The organism is Pseudoalteromonas sp. 13-15 (assembly GCF_001468205.2).
In the GTDB taxonomy this organism is placed as follows: domain Bacteria; phylum Pseudomonadota; class Gammaproteobacteria; order Enterobacterales; family Alteromonadaceae; genus Pseudoalteromonas; species Pseudoalteromonas marina.
This window is the reverse complement of record NZ_CP019162.1, coordinates 1,853,795-1,870,274: the sequence shown is the minus strand read 5'-3', so window position 1 is coordinate 1,870,274 and position 16,480 is coordinate 1,853,795. Positions and strand designations below refer to the sequence as shown.

The 16,480-nt window shown below is 38.7% G+C and carries 12 protein-coding genes and 1 pseudogene; 4 read left to right on the top strand and 9 right to left on the bottom strand.

What is annotated here, in order from left to right; translation table 11 throughout:
- Window positions 1-23: 23 nt before the first annotated feature.
- Window positions 24-1,223 (top strand): tyrosine--tRNA ligase, encoded by a 1,200-nt coding sequence (gene tyrS / locus ATS72_RS08685; RefSeq protein ID WP_006794338.1) that lies wholly within the window; start codon window positions 24-26, stop codon window positions 1,221-1,223.
- 64 nt (window positions 1,224-1,287) lie between these two features.
- Here tyrS and ATS72_RS08680 read toward each other — a convergent pair whose 3' ends face one another.
- From ATS72_RS08680 to folE2, 4 genes are all read right to left on the bottom strand, one after another.
- A complete protein-coding gene (locus ATS72_RS08680) occupies window positions 1,288-2,232 on the bottom strand; it encodes a cobalamin biosynthesis protein CobD/CbiB (RefSeq protein ID WP_058429744.1) in 945 nt (314 codons plus the stop codon).
- Entirely contained in the window at window positions 2,233-2,940 is a 708-nt protein-coding gene (mtnN, locus tag ATS72_RS08675; RefSeq protein ID WP_006794336.1) for a 5'-methylthioadenosine/S-adenosylhomocysteine nucleosidase, read from the bottom strand. It abuts the gene before it with no gap.
- Window positions 2,941-3,053: 113 nt separating this feature from the next.
- The gene (locus tag ATS72_RS08670) at window positions 3,054-3,647 is read right to left on the bottom strand and encodes a DUF2726 domain-containing protein (protein ID WP_006794335.1); all 594 of its coding nucleotides are present in this window, start codon (window positions 3,645-3,647) and stop codon (window positions 3,054-3,056) included.
- Window positions 3,648-3,753: 106 nt separating this feature from the next.
- Window positions 3,754-4,674 carry a GTP cyclohydrolase FolE2 gene (gene folE2, locus ATS72_RS08665; RefSeq protein ID WP_058429745.1) on the bottom strand — a complete coding sequence of 307 codons (921 nt, stop codon included), beginning with the start codon at window positions 4,672-4,674 and terminating at the stop codon, window positions 3,754-3,756.
- Window positions 4,675-4,888: 214 nt separating this feature from the next.
- Here folE2 and arcB point away from each other — a divergent pair.
- Window positions 4,889-7,206, top strand: a pseudogene (gene arcB, locus ATS72_RS08660) (aerobic respiration two-component sensor histidine kinase ArcB).
- Window positions 7,207-7,213: 7 nt separating this feature from the next.
- Here arcB and arcA read toward each other — a convergent pair.
- From arcA to trmB, 4 genes are all read right to left on the bottom strand, one after another.
- A complete protein-coding gene (gene arcA / locus ATS72_RS08655) occupies window positions 7,214-7,930 on the bottom strand; it encodes a two-component system response regulator ArcA (RefSeq protein ID WP_006794331.1) in 717 nt (238 codons plus the stop codon).
- A 452-nt stretch (window positions 7,931-8,382) separates the two neighbouring features.
- On the bottom strand, window positions 8,383-9,987 hold the full coding sequence (locus ATS72_RS08650; protein WP_039038229.1) for a sensor histidine kinase: 1,605 nt from the start codon (window positions 9,985-9,987) through the stop codon (window positions 8,383-8,385).
- A gap of 147 nt (window positions 9,988-10,134) precedes the next feature.
- Complete coding sequence (locus tag ATS72_RS08645; protein WP_058429746.1) at window positions 10,135-11,160, bottom strand: methyltransferase; 1,026 nt, start codon at window positions 11,158-11,160, stop codon at window positions 10,135-10,137.
- 45 nt (window positions 11,161-11,205) lie between these two features.
- A complete protein-coding gene (gene trmB / locus ATS72_RS08640) occupies window positions 11,206-11,931 on the bottom strand; it encodes a tRNA (guanosine(46)-N7)-methyltransferase TrmB (protein WP_006794328.1) in 726 nt (241 codons plus the stop codon).
- A gap of 162 nt (window positions 11,932-12,093) precedes the next feature.
- On the opposite strand from trmB, the gene mutY reads away from it, so the two are divergent.
- Together mutY and ATS72_RS08630 are read left to right on the top strand one after the other, a co-directional pair.
- Entirely contained in the window at window positions 12,094-13,155 is a 1,062-nt protein-coding gene (mutY, locus tag ATS72_RS08635; RefSeq protein ID WP_039038226.1) for an A/G-specific adenine glycosylase, read from the top strand.
- A gap of 34 nt (window positions 13,156-13,189) precedes the next feature.
- A complete protein-coding gene (locus tag ATS72_RS08630) occupies window positions 13,190-13,462 on the top strand; it encodes an oxidative damage protection protein (protein WP_006794326.1) in 273 nt (90 codons plus the stop codon).
- Between the two features lie 62 nt (window positions 13,463-13,524).
- On the opposite strand, the gene ATS72_RS08625 is transcribed toward ATS72_RS08630, so the two are convergent.
- Window positions 13,525-16,299 (bottom strand): ATP-binding protein, encoded by a 2,775-nt coding sequence (locus tag ATS72_RS08625; RefSeq protein WP_058429752.1) that lies wholly within the window; start codon window positions 16,297-16,299, stop codon window positions 13,525-13,527.
- Window positions 16,300-16,480 lie beyond the last annotated feature (181 nt).

Genomic DNA, 16,480 nt, shown 5'->3' with positions numbered 1-16,480 from the left:
GCAGAATTTTGGAGTAATAGACTGTGGATTTACAAACCGCTCTTGCAGAGATAAAACGCGGTGCAGAAGAAATATTAATTGAAGACGAGTTAGTTGAAAAACTAAAGTCGGGCAAAAAGTTAAAAATCAAAGCGGGTTTCGATCCAACAGCGCCAGATTTACACTTAGGGCACACAGTACTAATTAATAAAATGAAAACTTTTCAAGACTTAGGTCATGAAGTTATTTTCTTAATTGGTGATTTTACAGGAATGATTGGTGATCCAACCGGTAAAAATGTGACGCGTAAACCGCTTACCCGCGAAGATGTTCTTGCCAATGCCGAAACGTATAAAGAACAAGTTTTCAAGATTCTAGATCCGGCAAAAACAACCGTTGCTTTTAATTCAACGTGGATGGAAAAGCTGGGTGCTGCAGGCATGATTAAATTAGCTGCAAACCAAACAGTTGCGCGTATGCTTGAACGTGATGACTTTAAAAAGCGTTACAATGGCGGGCAGCCAATTGCAATACATGAATTTTTATACCCGTTAGTGCAAGGTTGGGATTCGGTTGCATTAGAATCTGACGTAGAACTGGGTGGTACCGATCAGCGCTTTAATTTACTAATGGGTCGTGAGCTTCAAAAAGTTGAGGGCCAAAAGCCACAGACTGTTTTAATGATGCCATTACTTGAAGGTACTGACGGCGTTCAGAAAATGTCTAAATCTTTAGGTAACTATATCGGTATTACTGATGCACCAAATGACATGTTTGGTAAAGTTATGTCGATTAGTGATGTTTTAATGTGGCGCTACTACGATTTACTAAGTGGCCTTTCGATTGAGCAAATAGCAGCACAAAAAGAACGTGTAGAGCAGGGGACTAACCCGCGCGATATCAAAATTGAACTTGCTAAAGAGCTAATTGCACGTTTTCATAGTGAAGAAGATGCACAAGCTGCGCACAACGATTTTATTCAACGCTTTCAGAAAAAAGCGCTGCCAGATGAAATTCCTGAGCTGACAGTAACCATTGCAGAAGACACTATTTTAATCGCTAACTTATTAAAAGAAGCTAATTTAGTTGCAAGCACATCAGAAGCGATGCGCATGATAAAACAAGGTGCAGTTAAACTGAACGGTGAAGAAAAAATCACCGATACCAAACTAGAAATAGCAAAAGGCACAACCGCTATTTATCAAGTAGGTAAACGTAAGTTTGCAAACATTACCGTAGCTTAAGTGTGCGGGTAATAAAAAACCAGCTTAGGCTGGTTTTTTATGCTCAATTTTTACTAAGTAAAGCTCAAATGCTTTTTAGAATTTCAATACACACAATAACGAGTACCCAAAAGGCGCGCGCCTGATTAAGCCGATTTAAAACCGCTGGTACATCGTCAGCATTAGGTAGCCTATCTGTACCAACTCGCATTTTGTTATGCCGTTTATGAAAGTACATAGCGGGTCCACCTAGTTGCACGCCAAGTGATGCAGAGCATGCACTGAGTAACCAGCCTGTATTTGTTTGATAGAAGTGTTGGCCATAGTGTTTTATGTAGTGAACACTTTGTTTTGTGGCCTTACTCGCAGCAATTGTGAGTGTAAGTAAACGCACCGGAATATACTCAATAACAAATAAAACAAGCTTTAATGGTTTTAAAAATTCGCTGTTTGGTGAAATATCACCACGCCATGCTTGCTGCATTAAGGTAAGCAGTCGGTAACCAAGTGCTGCAACTGGCCCTAAAAGTAAAAAAACAAATATAACCACAAAGTAATAACGAGCAGTACGAAGTATTAAGCTTTCAATGAGGGCTTTAATAATTCCTGTGGTTGAAAGCTTGCTGACTTCACGAGCAAGCAGTGGTTTTAATAGCTCGCGTGCGGCTGACTTTTGGTTTTGTTTAGTGAGCTTTGCAATACGAAGGGCTTTTTTATTGAGGCTTTGGCTTTCAAGGCAAAGGTATAAAATAAGGCCCGCAAGTAGCTCTGGGTAAAATGCAAATTCAAGTAGCAAGGTAACAATTAGTAAAATAACACTGAGCACCAGCACGCTTGCAAGTATGGCTGCTAAATAGTGGTAGCTGTTTGTATTTTGTTTATTATAAATACGTTTGCCCATGGCGTTAAAAACAGCCACTAAAACGGTATTCGGGTGGTACCAACTAACAAGTGGTAAAAAGCGCTCAGCAAGGAGCGCTATTATAAATACAATAAAGTCCAAATGGTTTTGAACAATATTGCTAAGCATTTACAGTGTTACAGCTGTTAGCTTTTCAAGCAGAGCAACAACCATTTTAGATGAGTTGATTGATGCTGTTTCTAAGTATTCTTCAAACGACTGTGGCGATTCTTTGCCAGCAATATCAGACATTGAACGAATAACAACGAAAGGAGTTTCAAGCGTATGACAGGTTTGCGCAATAGACGCACCTTCCATTTCTACAGCAAGCATTGAAGGAAAGTCGCTGCGGGCTTTATCAATACGAACAGGGTCACACATAAAGGTATCGCCAGTACAAATAAGGCCCACTAACGTTTTAACTTCGCTAATTTGCGCAATAGTTTGCTCGGCTGCTTCAACTAATTTAGGGTGTGCAGCAAAACCTGCAGGCATTTGTGGTACTTGGCCAATTTCGTAACCAAATGCAGTTACGTCAACATCGTGGTGACGAACTTCTGACGATATAACGACATCGCCAACACTTAATGATGGATCAAAACCGCCAGCAGAGCCGGTGTTAATTACGCAATCAGGCTTAAAATTATCAATAAGTAATGTAGTTGCAATGCTTGATGCTACTTTACCAATACCTGATTGAACAAGAGTTACTGTGCAGCCCGCTAATTCACCAGTGTAAAATGTAAAACCTGCTTTAGTTAAAATAGCTGGGTTTTGCATTGCTTCACGCAAAATTTTCACTTCTGGCTCCATTGCGCCAATAATACCAACATTCATAGTGTTTGATTCCTGAGTTTGAATAGCTTGATTATACGTGAAGTTAGCAATAAAAAACAAAAAAGCGAGACATTTAAAATGCTCGCTTTAATGCAAATTTAGTCACCTGATAATTATATTTCGGCTAATGCTGTTGAGTGGGCTTTAGCTTGTGAGGGAGATAAAACAGCAGGTTTGTGAACTCGGTTACGTAATGGGCGCTGTGCTGTTGGTGCTGGTTTACCCAGTTTGAACATAATGGCATCGCGTACTTCTGATGGGCGATAGCCCGCTTTTACCTTCATGCGAATGTGTGGAATGCCTGCAGCTTCTAAGGCGCCATTTACAAACCAGTCGCGCTGGGCTTTGTGGCCATCTTTATTTGCGTTATTTACTAAATCAACAGCTGCTACGATGGTCATTTTTTCTTTGTCGATTAACACAAAATCAAGCTGCTTATTTTTGGCTTTAGCAATAGCGGCACGTTTTGATTTAGGTGATAAACCTTCTTTACAGTCGATCACATCAATAAGCTTAACTCGACTCACTATTTTATATTGATCGCCAATAGCGCGTTCTAACAGGTTTAAAAAGGCGCTTTCTACTTGCGTAAATACACTTTGTTTACGTTTAAAAGGATAAGGATTACCGCCGTCGTCACTAAATTTTGACGCGGCAATTGATGCACCTACCACTAATACTAAAATCGACAATAAAGCGAATTCCATACGGTAACTCCATAACAACAAATTGACACTGTTTTGTTAAAGCAAGTACCGTGCCCAAATATTGTATGTGATTTACCGAATGGTGATTTAAGTTAACGCAGGTGTTTTATGCCTTATACCCGCCATTAATACCTTTAACAGCAACCGCCACAGCATCGTGGGCGTGAAGCGATTCGTAATGGTTTATTTGTAGCCAGTAATCTGCGTAACCGTCTGTTTCTAATATTGCTTTAATTTTACGCGCAGCATCTTCGCAGAACATTAAATTTTGCCCATTCAAACGGGCAAATTCTTGTTCATCTTCACGCTTTACTGCCGCTTGCACTGGCGTCTTGAGCTCGCCTTCAAGGGTATTTATTAAGTTAACTACATCAAACTCATTAATGTTGCTATTGAGTTTAACTTTTACGTTAGCAATTGAGCGCTGCGAGTGAGGGGTTGCCACAATGCCTTGTGTTGTGCCAAGCCACTCAAGTACCTCTTTTTGGTTGAGCGTGTCTTGCTTAAATTTCTCGCTAAATGCGTTTTGTATTAGCTGGCGTGCAAGAGCCGCCGAGCAAGGGCAAGTTGATGAGTAGGTAACATCAACGGTTAGCTCGAAACTAATAATATTGTTTTCAATTGTACTTGTAAGTGTGATTGGATAGCTTTTCCAGCCAGCTTTGCCACTCAATAGAGACTTACGGCGAAGTGGTAGCTCAAATTTAAACTCAATCTGTGCCTTATTACTCAACCCTTCATGGCTAGATATAAACGTATTTAGTGCTTGGCTAATTGTTTGAGGATTTACTTGTTGCTCTGTTGAGAGTAAATCAAGCGCTAAAAATAAGCGCGACATATGAATGCCTTTGGCGTCTTCTTTGTGCAAGTTAACAAATGCGCGGGCTTTGGCATTAACAGTAACAGGGCTTAAATCACGCGATTCAAAAATAAATGGCAGTTCAATTTCACCCATGCCAACCCAGTCTAATTTACCTGTTTGTAATGCAGGAGCGGTGTCAGCTATATCGGGCATATTGGTTTGCATGCTATGTTACTCGTTATTGGCAATGATAAGGCGCATTATTTTACACGAAATAATCAATGGCTGAAACGAGGACTTTACTGTCCGCTAAAATTGCGTATGAATATTTTCTGTTTTTGTCGCACAACATGAAAATAGCGAATAGAAAAATGCTAAAATCTGTAAATAGCATTGCCTTTCTTATATTTAAGCAAACAGCAAAGAGATAAAACTACGTATGACCGATTATTCTTTGAGCCCTTGGGTTCGGGTGCTTTCAAGTTCAATAGCGCGATTTGGTGAGTTAAAAACAGCTGCCATTTGTTACGCTTTATTTTTAGCGGCGTCTCTTATTTTATCGAGCATGTTTTACTACGTAGCTATAGGCGAATTGTTTCTTGTAGATATTTTGGCCGTGGTGTTTTTTTCAGCTGTTGTGTCACCTTTAATTATAAGCGTACTTATTAATTCAATTCGTCAGTTAGATGCTTCCTACGCCTACTTAGATAGCGCAACTAAACAAGAAAAACTATTAAACCAAACACTTAAAGATAATATTAGTCGGCTTAATATTGAAATAGATGAACGTAAAATGGCTTTTCATGCTAAGCATCGCGCCATTGAAGAACTACGTAGAGAAATTGCCGAGCGTAAAAAAACACAGCAAGAGCTTGCTCAGCAAAGCATGTTGCAACGCTCAATTGTTGATTCATCCCCCGTCTATTTTATTACCGCGATAACAATGGGGTATTTGCTGGCTGCAATAAAATGTTTGAAGAAGTAATGGGTAAATCAAGCAGTGAGCTTATAGGTAAAACGGTTGAACAAATATTCCCAAACGACTTTTTATCTGAAGTATTACGCACAGATAAAGAGGTAGAGCAAACTCACAAAGCACTCACCATCGATGTAGGTTATGAAGTTGATGGTGCAACGCGCTGGTTTGAGCTACGAAAACTTCCCTTTATAAACGATGAAGGCGACTACATAGGTTTACTTGGTTTTGGGCGTGATATTACGAGCCGTAAAGAAGCGGCTGAGGCGCTTGAAACCGCATATAAAGATAAAGGGAAATTTATAGCCACATTGAGCCATGAGCTGCGTACCCCGCTTAACGGCATTGTGGGCTTAACACGTATGTTGCTCGATACCGATCTAAATAAGCAGCAACGCAGTTGGTGTAACACGGTTTTTTCAAGTGCTGAAACGCTCGGTAATATTTTTAACGACATTATAGATTTAGATAAAATAGACAGAGAACAGCTCGATATTGCCGCCAACTCTATTAATGTATCTGATTTTATAAACGATGTTGTGAATTTTGCAGGGTTAATAACTGAGCAAAAAGGGCTTGAGTTTGATATTGAGCGAAATGGCATGCTTGATATATATGCATTGCTTGATCCTACTCGTTTACGCCAAGTGGTTTGGAACCTGATAAACAACGCAGTGAAATTTACCCAGCATGGAAAAGTAGTTCTTGAGTGTAGCCGAGAAAACCGCCCTGAAGGCCCGTGGTTAGTTATTAAAATCTCAGATACAGGGCAAGGTATTCCACAAGAGCAGCTTTCTCGTATTTTTGATATGTACTATAAAGCACCTGATTTACAAGGCACTAATGCAATAGGTTCAGGTATTGGGCTTGCGGTAACTAAAGCGCTAGTCACGGCTATGAAAGGCAGTATTACAGTAAACAGTACAGAGGGTGAGGGCAGTTGCTTTACAGTGCAAATACCGCTGAGCTTATGTATTGCGCCTACAGAGCAAAGTTACGTTGGCCGAGAGCTTTATATTTTACTCGTTGAAGACGTACCACTTAACGCCGAAATAGCCACTAATTTATTGGAGCAACGCGGACATGAAGTGCTATGGGCTGAAACGGGCGAAGATGCACTTTCGTTTGTTGATACCGAAGACGACCTAGATTTAGTATTACTTGATATGCAGCTACCCGATATAAATGGCGATGAAGTTGCAAGGCAAATCCGTGCTGATAGCCACTTTGATAACCTGCCTATTGTTGCACTAACCGCTAATGTGAGAAGTGCAGAAGAAGAGCTTGAAGGTATTTCTATTCAAGGCGCTTTAGCTAAACCTATTAATACAGTAAAGCTTGATAAAATGCTCGCTGACTTATTTGATATTAAGCAAGCTCAATGCAACGAGCCACAGCTAAAAGTAACCGACGAAGCACTTAAAAATATCGATGCGCATTTGCTAGATGTTGAAACAATAGAAGACTTTGTTAATTCTATGGGGTTAGTTGTGTTTAGGCGCAGCAGTCAGTTGTTTGAAAAGCTAAATCCGCAATATCAACAAGAACTGCTTACGTCATTAAATACAGGCGACAGGGAAGAGTACAAATCGGTTGCGCATAAGCTTAAAGGTGCCGCAGGTTCTGTTGGTTTGAACGATGTTCAACTGCATGCAAAAGTAATGGAATATGGCGCGATAGATGAGAGTGATGAAGTGCTTAAGGAGTGGCTGCTGGTGTTGGCAGATAAAATAAATGAAGGACAACGTGCCCTTCATTTATTTCTACAGCAATTAGAATAAACGCTAATTAGCTGTCGATTTTACCAATAAAGCGGTAGCCTTCACCATGAATGGTGCTGATAAGCTCTGATGTAGAATTATCGCTTTCAAAATGCTTACGAATACGGCGAATAGTTACATCAACAGTACGGTCGTTTGCACGTAGCTCACGGCCTGTCATATGTTTAATTAGTTGTTCACGGCTAAAAATACGACCTGGAGAATCAAGCATTAATCGCAGTGCTCTGTACTCACCTTTAGGCAAGCGCTTAGCATCGCCATTAGGAGATGTTAAACAGCGGCTATTTTCATCTAATTCCCAACCGTTAAATGTAATAACACCATTAGTTTCAAGTGCTGATTCATCATCGCTTAGGCCTGTACGCGTAATAAGGTTACGCGCTCTAATAGTCAATTCACGAGGGTTAAATGGTTTAGTAATGTAATCATCAGCGCCAATTTCAAGCCCTAAAATACGATCAACATCGTTATCACGACCTGTTAAGAAGATAAGGCCTACTTTGCGTTTTTGGCGTAATTCACGGGCTAATATAAGGCCGTTTTTGCCTGGAAGATTGATATCCATAACTACGAGATTAACGTCGTCGTTATTTGTAAGCTTGTCATGCATGTCATCGCCATCAATGGCTTCAATAACTTTGTAACCTTCAGCTTCAAATAAACTAACGAGGTTTAGTCGAGTTACGTCTTCATCCTCTACGATTAGAATGACTGGCGTTTGCATTATTAATTAACCTTTTTGGAATATTTTATTTACAAAAAATCGGTATTTAGTATAAATCCGACTACTAGAGATTATAGGATTATATCCAATTGTTAACAAGAAAAAACAAGTTGGATAAAAATAAAACAGTAAGAGTTCAAAGTTTGCTCAAAAAGCCCGTGCAAAAACTACTGTTAAATCGATCAATACACGTATGAAGTTCATTTACTTTGATAATTTATGGACCGGCTGACTACGCAAAGCTGTTAAATAATCAGACTAATTCAAAGTTAAATTATATCACTATCTAATCTTTCATCAATGTATGTGATATCGCAAAAGTAATAAAGTTCAAAAAATTGCGCTATATAAACGATAACTATTACACTTGTTTACCACATGAAGCATAAATAGGGTCAATAAGTAGTAATTCAAGGAATATAAGTAAATATATGTGTTTGGTTACTTCACTTTTAAGGGATGGTTATGATGAATCGCGCACCGCGTTTTTTTTCTAAATCAATTAATATATGGCCGCCTAAAGCTTGGGTTACTAAATTGTAAACTAAGTGCATGCCCAAGCCACTTGCCCCTTGTCCTCTTTTTGAGGTTACAAATGGGTCGAATATTCTGTGTTTAATTTTTTTATCTACGCCTTGGCCGTTATCGCTGTAAATAATAGTGAGTTTTTTTCCTGTTAACTCTACATCAAATTGTATTTCATTATTTTCATTACCAACGAACCCGTGTAGTAGTGAGTTTGTTATTAGTTGTATAAGTACTTGTTGTAATGGTTCTGACTTGCTTTCTACGGTTAAATCGGTTGCACAATTTATGTTTATAACCGGTTTTTTCTCTTCAAGCTCCGAGCTTATTGATGTCAAAACATCTGTTATTAACTTATGAATATTGATGTAGGTAGTTACGTCATCATCTTGAAAAACAGCTACCTTTTTAAAGGTTGAAATTAAGTCGGCTGCACGGTTTAAGTTACGGTAAATCAAATCTAGGTTTTCAATACCGTCGTCAATAAAGCGTTTTAATTGATTTGAAGTCAGTTTTTTATCATCAAAGCTAATTTGTAAATCGGCTAACTTATCGCGCAGCAAAGTAGAGCTTGTAATACCAAGGCCTATTGGGGTGTTAACTTCATGTGCAACACCGGCAACCATTTGACCAAGCGATGCCATTTTTTCATTTTCAACAATCTGCGTTTGATACTGATGCATACGCTCAAGGGTTGATAATAACTCTTGATTTGCCTCTCGAAGGGCTATGGTTCGTTGGTTTACTTTTTCTTCTAGCCCTTGGTTAAGCTGTTTAATTTCTTCTTTGTCTTTTTCATGGCGAGTCAATTGTTTTTGGGTGCGTGTAAGCATGATGTTTAAACTGTTAGAAAGCGCTGATATTTCTTTTACGTCGGTTACTGGTGCGCGTACATCGTAGTTATGATTTTTTGATACGTCTTGTAATAGCATGCTAAGCCGCTCTATCGGTCGAGCTATTCTTTTTTGAACATTTATTGCGATAAAATACACAACAACAAGTATCAGTAAAGTCAGTAAGATATCTACAACTATTTTTTGTTTTATATAATCGTCTAAGCTTTCAAGACTTCCACGCATGTATACATGACCAACAAGCTTTTCATTATGAAAAATTGGCTTTATTAGTTCGATATCTTCGTGGGTTATACGTGGTGTTTTTAGTTCTTCAATGCTGTCGGTTCGAAGGGGGACTGGTGGCGTTTTTTTTGCATTAAAACTTATAAAAAAAACAGGTTTTTGAGATGCTTGCTCAATAGAATATACATGTATGTTTTTAACTAAAGGAGTTTTTTCAAAGTATTTAAGGCGTTTCTCTTCTGTTTCTCTGTCATCTTCAAAAACTGATTTTCCAGCGTCAAAAGCAACTATTTCCGCCAAAATAACGAGCTTACTCACTATTAATTGTTTTTGTTCTTTAACACTTAAATAAGTTGATATAGAAATCGATAATGACAAGCAAATAGCAGTTATAAGCATTATTAGATTTATGAGTGCTTTACGAATACTGCTTTGATGAACTTTTCTAGGCATTATTTGAGTGTCGCCTGAGTCATTGAGTTTTATTATTTTATTAGTCTAGCAAAGAAGAAACACTGTGGTGCAAAAAAATAAAAATAATAGGTAATATTTTATTGCTAAGTTGAGCACGCAGAATGCTCAACTTAAAATATAAAAAATTTAACTACTATAAACGGCAAATTTATTGTTTTTGAAAATAGTTTGATAAGTTTCAAATTGTGTTTCTAAAATTGGCGGATATTTTAAAAAGCTGTTTGCCACAATGGTTAGTTTTCCGTTTTTAGTTAAATGTTGTTTTGCGTTAGCTAAAAACGTTTCAGCAACGCTGTAGTCTGTTGCAATTCCTGTGTGAAACGGCGGGTTGCTCACTATCAAATCAAACTTACCACTAATATTTTTAAGGCCATCACTGAGAATTGCTTCACCAGTTACCCCGTTTAACTTTAAAGTTTGAGTTGTTGCGTAGGTTGCAAGTGCGCTTACGTCACTACATACAAATTCAAGAGCTGTATTTTTTAAACCCAGAAAGGTCGCAATTAAGCCAGCACCGCAACCAAAGTCGAGTACTTTACCTTGTTTGGTTGAAGGGGCATTTTCGAGTAGCATTTTGGTACCAGCGTCTAAACAGCCATGGTTAAACACGCCAGGTACGCTGATAGCTGAAAATGATGTATCGGCAATACTAACGGTAAATGTTTTATGGTAATGGCTAATATCAAATTGCGCATTAAGCTCAATTTGAGAAAATGAGTAAAGTACGCAGTGTTTAGCCGAATCAATCTTATTACTATATTGAGCTTTGCCTGCTAATTGTTTTTCAATCGATTTAACACCACTCTTATTTTCGCCAACCACTAATAACTCGGCATCGCTTGTTATTACCGCGCGTATGTTATCAAGCGCCATTAGCAATTCTGGTTTTGACTTAGGGTAATAAAGAATAACTAAGTCATAATCGCTACCGGTAATGGTGTGGTTAACGCTCACATCAACGCCATGAGTGTTTTTAGCAAATTCACCATTAGCATGGTTATAGCTAAACGCTGTAATTTTGCTATTTGGATTCAGCGTTTTAAGCTCAGCTAAAAAGCCATCTTGAACAAAGTTGACCACCAATATAGATTTACCCGTTAATGCCTCGCTATTTCGAAGTAACAGTAAACTTGGGTTGGTTAATACGCTCATAAATGGCTTTGCCTTACTATGTGTTAAATTAATATAAATGTGTAATTACTTGGTGCGCTCAAACATTAAGTCCCAAACGCCGTGACCTAATCGGTGGCCGCGTTGCTCAAACTTAGTAAGAGGGCGTAAATCTGGGCGAGGTACGTAGTCGTTTGTTTCTGATTGGTTTTTATAACCCGGAGCCGCTTGCATTACTTCTAGCATATGTTCTGCGTAGTTCTCCCAATCAGTAGCCATATGAAAAACACCGCCTATTTTTAATTTTGAGCGAAGCTTTTCAGCAAATTCAGTTTGCACAATACGGCGTTTATGGTGGCGCTTTTTGTGCCATGGATCTGGGAAGAATAATTGCAATGTAGTTAGGCTTTCATCGCTTAAGCAATCAGCAAGCACTTCTACAGCATCGTGTTCAAACACGCGTAAATTAGTTACGCCCGCTTCGTCGGCATCCATTAAACATGCACCAACGCCAGGGCGGTGTACTTCAATACCAATAAAGTTTAGGTGTGGAGCATTTTTAGCCATTTCTACAAGCGACTTGCCCATACCAAAGCCTATTTCTAGGACTACATCATTGTTGTTGCCGAATACTTGGCTTAAATCAAGCATGCCGTTTTTATGCTCTAAGCCCATTGTTGGCCAGCATTTTTCGATTGCAGCGGCTTGGCCTTTGGTTAATCGACCTTCGCGTTTTACAAAACTGCGAATGGTGCGGATGTATTTACCTTCTTGCTTAGCTTGCTCTAGGTTGGTATTGCTTGATTCACTCATATCTAATTGGCCTGACAAAACAATGTGTTTAAAAATGGTTGCATATTATCCCTGACGATGGCTTCAATCACAAGTATTAGCTGGTTTTACAGCCTCTATAGCTTGATCTTTTTACTCACTGCAATAGACTGACCCGCCATTGAGCATGAGTAAAAGTATAATATGTTGGACTTAAATAAAGAGCAGTCTCACTGGTTTTCAAAGCAAGTAGTTGATTGGTATCACCTTCATGGCAGAAAAACGCTGCCGTGGCAATTGGGTAAAACACCTTATAAAGTGTGGGTTTCTGAGGTTATGCTCCAGCAAACTCAAGTTGTTACTGTGATCCCATACTTTGAAAAGTTTATGAAAAGCTTTCCTGATATTATCGCTTTGGCGAATGCCGAAGAAGATCAGGTTCTTCACCACTGGACTGGTTTAGGTTATTACGCCCGCGCGCGAAACCTTCATAAAACAGCAAAGATAGTTCGCGATAAATACAACGGGCTGTTTCCTCAAACGCTTGAGGAAGTTATGGATTTGCCCGGTATTGGGCGCTCTACAGCAGGGGCTGTATTGTCATTGTCGCTTGGTCAGCATCACCCCATTTTAGATGGTAATGTAAAGCGAGTATTGGCACGCTATTTTATGGTGGAGGGCTGGTATGGGGTAAAAAAAGTAGAAAACCAGCTTTGGCATTTATCGTCGCAATTAACACCTAAAAATAATGTGACTGAATTCAACCAAGCTATGATGGATTTAGGTGCAAGCTTATGTTCACGTAGCCGCTTTGATTGTGAGCCGTGCCCGTTAAACAGCCGCTGCGGTGCGTTTAATGCTAGTAAGGTTAAAGAATTTCCTCATTCTAAGCCAAAAAAAGCAGTGCCTAAAAAAAGCTGTCATCAGCTAATTATAAAATGTGACGATAAGGTTCTTATGGAAAAACGCCCTAGCTCTGGTATTTGGGGGGGATTGTTTGGTTTTTTTGAGTTTGCTGAACGCCAACAGCTAGATGACTTTTTAGTTCAACATGGCTTTAAATCAGAACTTGAACCATTAGCACCATTTACCCATGTATTTTCTCACTTTGAGCTGACTATTAACCCACATATATTAAATCTTAGACAAATCCCGGATGTGATTAACGAACGCCAGCTAGTTTGGTACCCGCTAGATCAATCAGTAGAAGTGGGTTTGGCTGCACCAACTAAAAAGTTGGTTAAACAAATTGCACCAATAGGTTAAACTGTTTGCATTTAACGCTTAAGAGAAATTAATTATGGCACGTACTGTATTTTGTCAAAAGTTACAAAAAGAAGCCGAAGGCCTTGGTTTTCAACTTTACCCGGGTGAGCTTGGTGAAAAGATCTTTAATAACATCTCTAAAGAAGCTTTTGCTCAATGGCAACATAAACAAACTATGCTAATTAACGAAAAGCATTTAAATATGATGGATCCAGAGCATCGTACATTTTTAGAAGAGCAAATGGTTGGCTTTCTGTTTGAAGGTAAAGACGTAGAAATTGAAGGCTATAGACCGCCAGAAAAATAAATAATTTATTAAAAAAGGGGCTCAAAGCCCCTTTTTATTGCTAATTATTTAGCTATTAAGTGCTAAAACTCTTCGTTTTCTTCCTCTGCCTTTCTAACTTGCTCTTTTAAAAATTGAGCCGCTTTAGAATATTCAATTTCTAACTGGTCGCGTAAATCAATTAATTCATCAGTTGTTAGTTCGTCCGCTTTGCATTTATCTTCAAATGCACCGGCAAGCTTACCAACTGTTTCTGCCCCAATGGTTTTAGAAATAGATCTGAGTTGATGACAACCCTCAATTATTTCTGCTAGGTCGTTAACCATAACGCCTGAATTTATTGATTTAATTAAACTTTGACTTTGCTCTAAATACATTTTGAAAAAGCGAAGTTGTTTTGCTTTATCGCCATTTACGTATTTGGCGACTGCATCCATATCTATTGGCAATGCAGTGTTTTGTTGAGGAGCTAGCGTTTGCTTAGGAGCTTGCTTGTCGCTCCAGCGTTTTAAAGTATCTTCAAGCGCATTGAGTTCTATAGGCTTTGTAATAAAGTCATTAATACCTACTGCTAAACAGCGTTCTTTTTCGCCTTTGAGAGCGTTAGCGGTAACTGCAACTATATAAGGTTGTGCGTCTATAGCTTCTAGTAATTCAGCTTCGTTACGAATTTTTTCAACCATGTCGTATCCCGACATTTTTGGCATGTGTAGATCGGTTAAAATAAGTGAGAAATTGTTCTTTCTCCACATATCTAGGCCTTCTTCGCCATTGTTGGCAACCTCTACGCCATACCCCAATATATGCAATTGGTCAGTTAAAACTTGCTGGTTTAGAAGGTTGTCTTCAACAAGCAAAATTAATTTATTTGATTCTCGAGCTTGCTCAATATTTAAATAGTTATTTAGCGATTTTGCTTTTTTAATTTGTTTTGGTTGATGTAAGCCTGCTGCAACCAAAATAGAAAGCATAAAGTTTGACTTACAAAGCGGAGATGCATTTATGTAAAATATGTTTTTATGATTAATGGCCGCTTCATCTAGTTTGCTTAATACGACTACTTGCTGATTGTAATCCTCAAGTGAGTACAATAACCGCCTCAATAAAGAGTTAATATCATCAATATTATCTATGCCGTCAGCAACCCAAATAGCACCCTCTGTGTTTTGGTGTTGTTCAATTTCTTTTTCTGTGTGCGCATAAATAACTTTTGCACCCATAAACGATAAATAACGGTACATTATTTTTTCGCGTTGAAGGTTGTTACTTACAACAATAATTGGTTTGCCGTCTAAGGCATTTTTATGAGCATATTTTATTTTACCAGAGGTGCTAAAAGGCAGCTCAACGGTAAATTCACTGCCAATACCTGCATGGCTATTTACATGAATAGTACCTAACATTAACTCTGTTAGGCTCTTACAAATAGAAAGCCCTAACCCTGTGCCACCAAACTCTCTGGTTATTGAACTCTCAGCCTGAACAAATGGGCTAAATATGTCTCTTAGCTGAGCTTGTGTCATCCCTTTGCCGTTATCGGTTACGCAAAAGCGCAAGGTAAAGTGGTCGGCGGTGTTATGCGCAACCTCAACCGAAATTCTCACATGGCCTTGGGTTTTTTCATCGGTGCTTGTGAATTTAATTGCATTGCTGCATAAATTATAAAGTACTTGGCGCACACGTACGCTGTCACCGACTAAATTTACTGGAATATCTGGCGCAATTGATAGTTCTAAATCGAGTTCTCGTTTTTTAGCGACCGACGACAAAACGCGAGTTACTTCTTCTAGGGTGTCGCTCACTGAAAAGGGGATTGGGTCTATGTTAAGCTTACCAGCTTCAATTTTAGAAAAATCTAAAATATCATCCAAAATACTCAGTAGTGAGAATGCTGATTCGCGAATAATAGTACTTAAGCGATGCTGAGCACCATCAAGGTCTGTTTGACGAAGCAAATCGATAGTGCCAATAACACCATTCATAGGCGTTCTGATTTCGTGGCTCATAGTAGCCAAAAAGGTAGTTTTAGTTTCGCTAGCTCTTTGAGCTTTTAAGGTTTCTCGCTCGAGTGCAATAGTGCGGTTTTGCACCTCTGACTCTAAACCATTTTGTAGTTTTTTCAGTTCTTTTTGTACCGACTCGTTATCGCTAAGGGCTGTTTGCACTTGCTTAAGTAGTACATTTATACTTTGTGCTACAGAGCCTAAACCAATATCTAGCTGTTCATTAACATTACTATTGTAGTTACCTTGCTCTGTAATAGCCTGAAGTTCTTGCGAGAGTGAGTCAGTGCTTTTACGTAAACGGCCATTAATGTATACGTTAAAAAGTAACGCGAAGATAAATAAAGAAATAACAGTTGCGATTGCAACGCCATATGCAATTACCTGAGAGTCTTGCATGCTTAATGGTGGTGAAGCTAACTCTTGTTTTATAATTAGCTCACCAATTGGCTGATCGTTAAGCAAGAGAATATGATGCAACACACCTGTGTTCTCATTATATTGTGTGATTTTGATGGACTCAGGTGCGGTCTCGCTATTGCTATAAACGAGTTGTGTATCAGAAGTCGCGCTGAAACGATAAAGTGTGTATTCAAACTCATCATCTAAAGAGGATGTTAAGTCGAGTAATTGCTTAACCTTGTCTTGGCCATACATTGTTAGCGCGTCGATCATAGGCTGATTTAATGTAGATGCGAGTGTTTTAATATTGACCGATTGCTCAGGTTTAACTGTTTGTGTATCGTTTTTGATGTAGAACGAATAACCGAATACAGCAAGTGCGGTTATTGCAATATTAAATATAAAAAAAAGTGGTAATAACCCTTTTACCGGCGAAGAGAATTTACTCTGCATTGAATGTTCCCATTGATGTGTTTTTGCTACTTTAGCTATTAGCATAGGTATCTGAACTAATCGTACCATTTACCAAAAATAATTCACTACGGTTTTAGTCTGATTTAGTTATAATATTTCATATATATAGACTGGTTTGTGGTAAAAATGTACGTTATCAATAAAAAATGTACTGAGTTGC

What these genes read in the sequence shown, in the direction of transcription:
- ATS72_RS08645 (WP_058429746.1), bottom strand. Translation starts at nt 11,160, where the DNA reads ATGAGCGTATTAACCAACCCAAGTTTACTGTTACTTCGAAATAGCGAG.
- ATS72_RS08680 (WP_058429744.1), bottom strand. Translation starts at nt 2,232, where the DNA reads ATGCTTAGCAATATTGTTCAAAACCATTTGGACTTTATTGTATTTATA.
- folE2 (WP_058429745.1), bottom strand. Translation starts at nt 4,674, where the DNA reads ATGCAAACCAATATGCCCGATATAGCTGACACCGCTCCTGCATTACAA.
- ATS72_RS08650 (WP_039038229.1), bottom strand. Translation starts at nt 9,987, where the DNA reads ATGCCTAGAAAAGTTCATCAAAGCAGTATTCGTAAAGCACTCATAAAT.
- trmB (WP_006794328.1), bottom strand. Translation starts at nt 11,931, where the DNA reads ATGAGTGAATCAAGCAATACCAACCTAGAGCAAGCTAAGCAAGAAGGT.
- mtnN (WP_006794336.1), bottom strand. Translation starts at nt 2,940, where the DNA reads ATGAATGTTGGTATTATTGGCGCAATGGAGCCAGAAGTGAAAATTTTG.
- mutY (WP_039038226.1), top strand. Translation starts at nt 12,094, where the DNA reads ATGTTGGACTTAAATAAAGAGCAGTCTCACTGGTTTTCAAAGCAAGTA.
- ATS72_RS08670 (WP_006794335.1), bottom strand. Translation starts at nt 3,647, where the DNA reads ATGGAATTCGCTTTATTGTCGATTTTAGTATTAGTGGTAGGTGCATCA.
- ATS72_RS08630 (WP_006794326.1), top strand. Translation starts at nt 13,190, where the DNA reads ATGGCACGTACTGTATTTTGTCAAAAGTTACAAAAAGAAGCCGAAGGC.
- arcA (WP_006794331.1), bottom strand. Translation starts at nt 7,930, where the DNA reads ATGCAAACGCCAGTCATTCTAATCGTAGAGGATGAAGACGTAACTCGA.
- ATS72_RS08625 (WP_058429752.1), bottom strand. Translation starts at nt 16,299, where the DNA reads ATGCAGAGTAAATTCTCTTCGCCGGTAAAAGGGTTATTACCACTTTTT.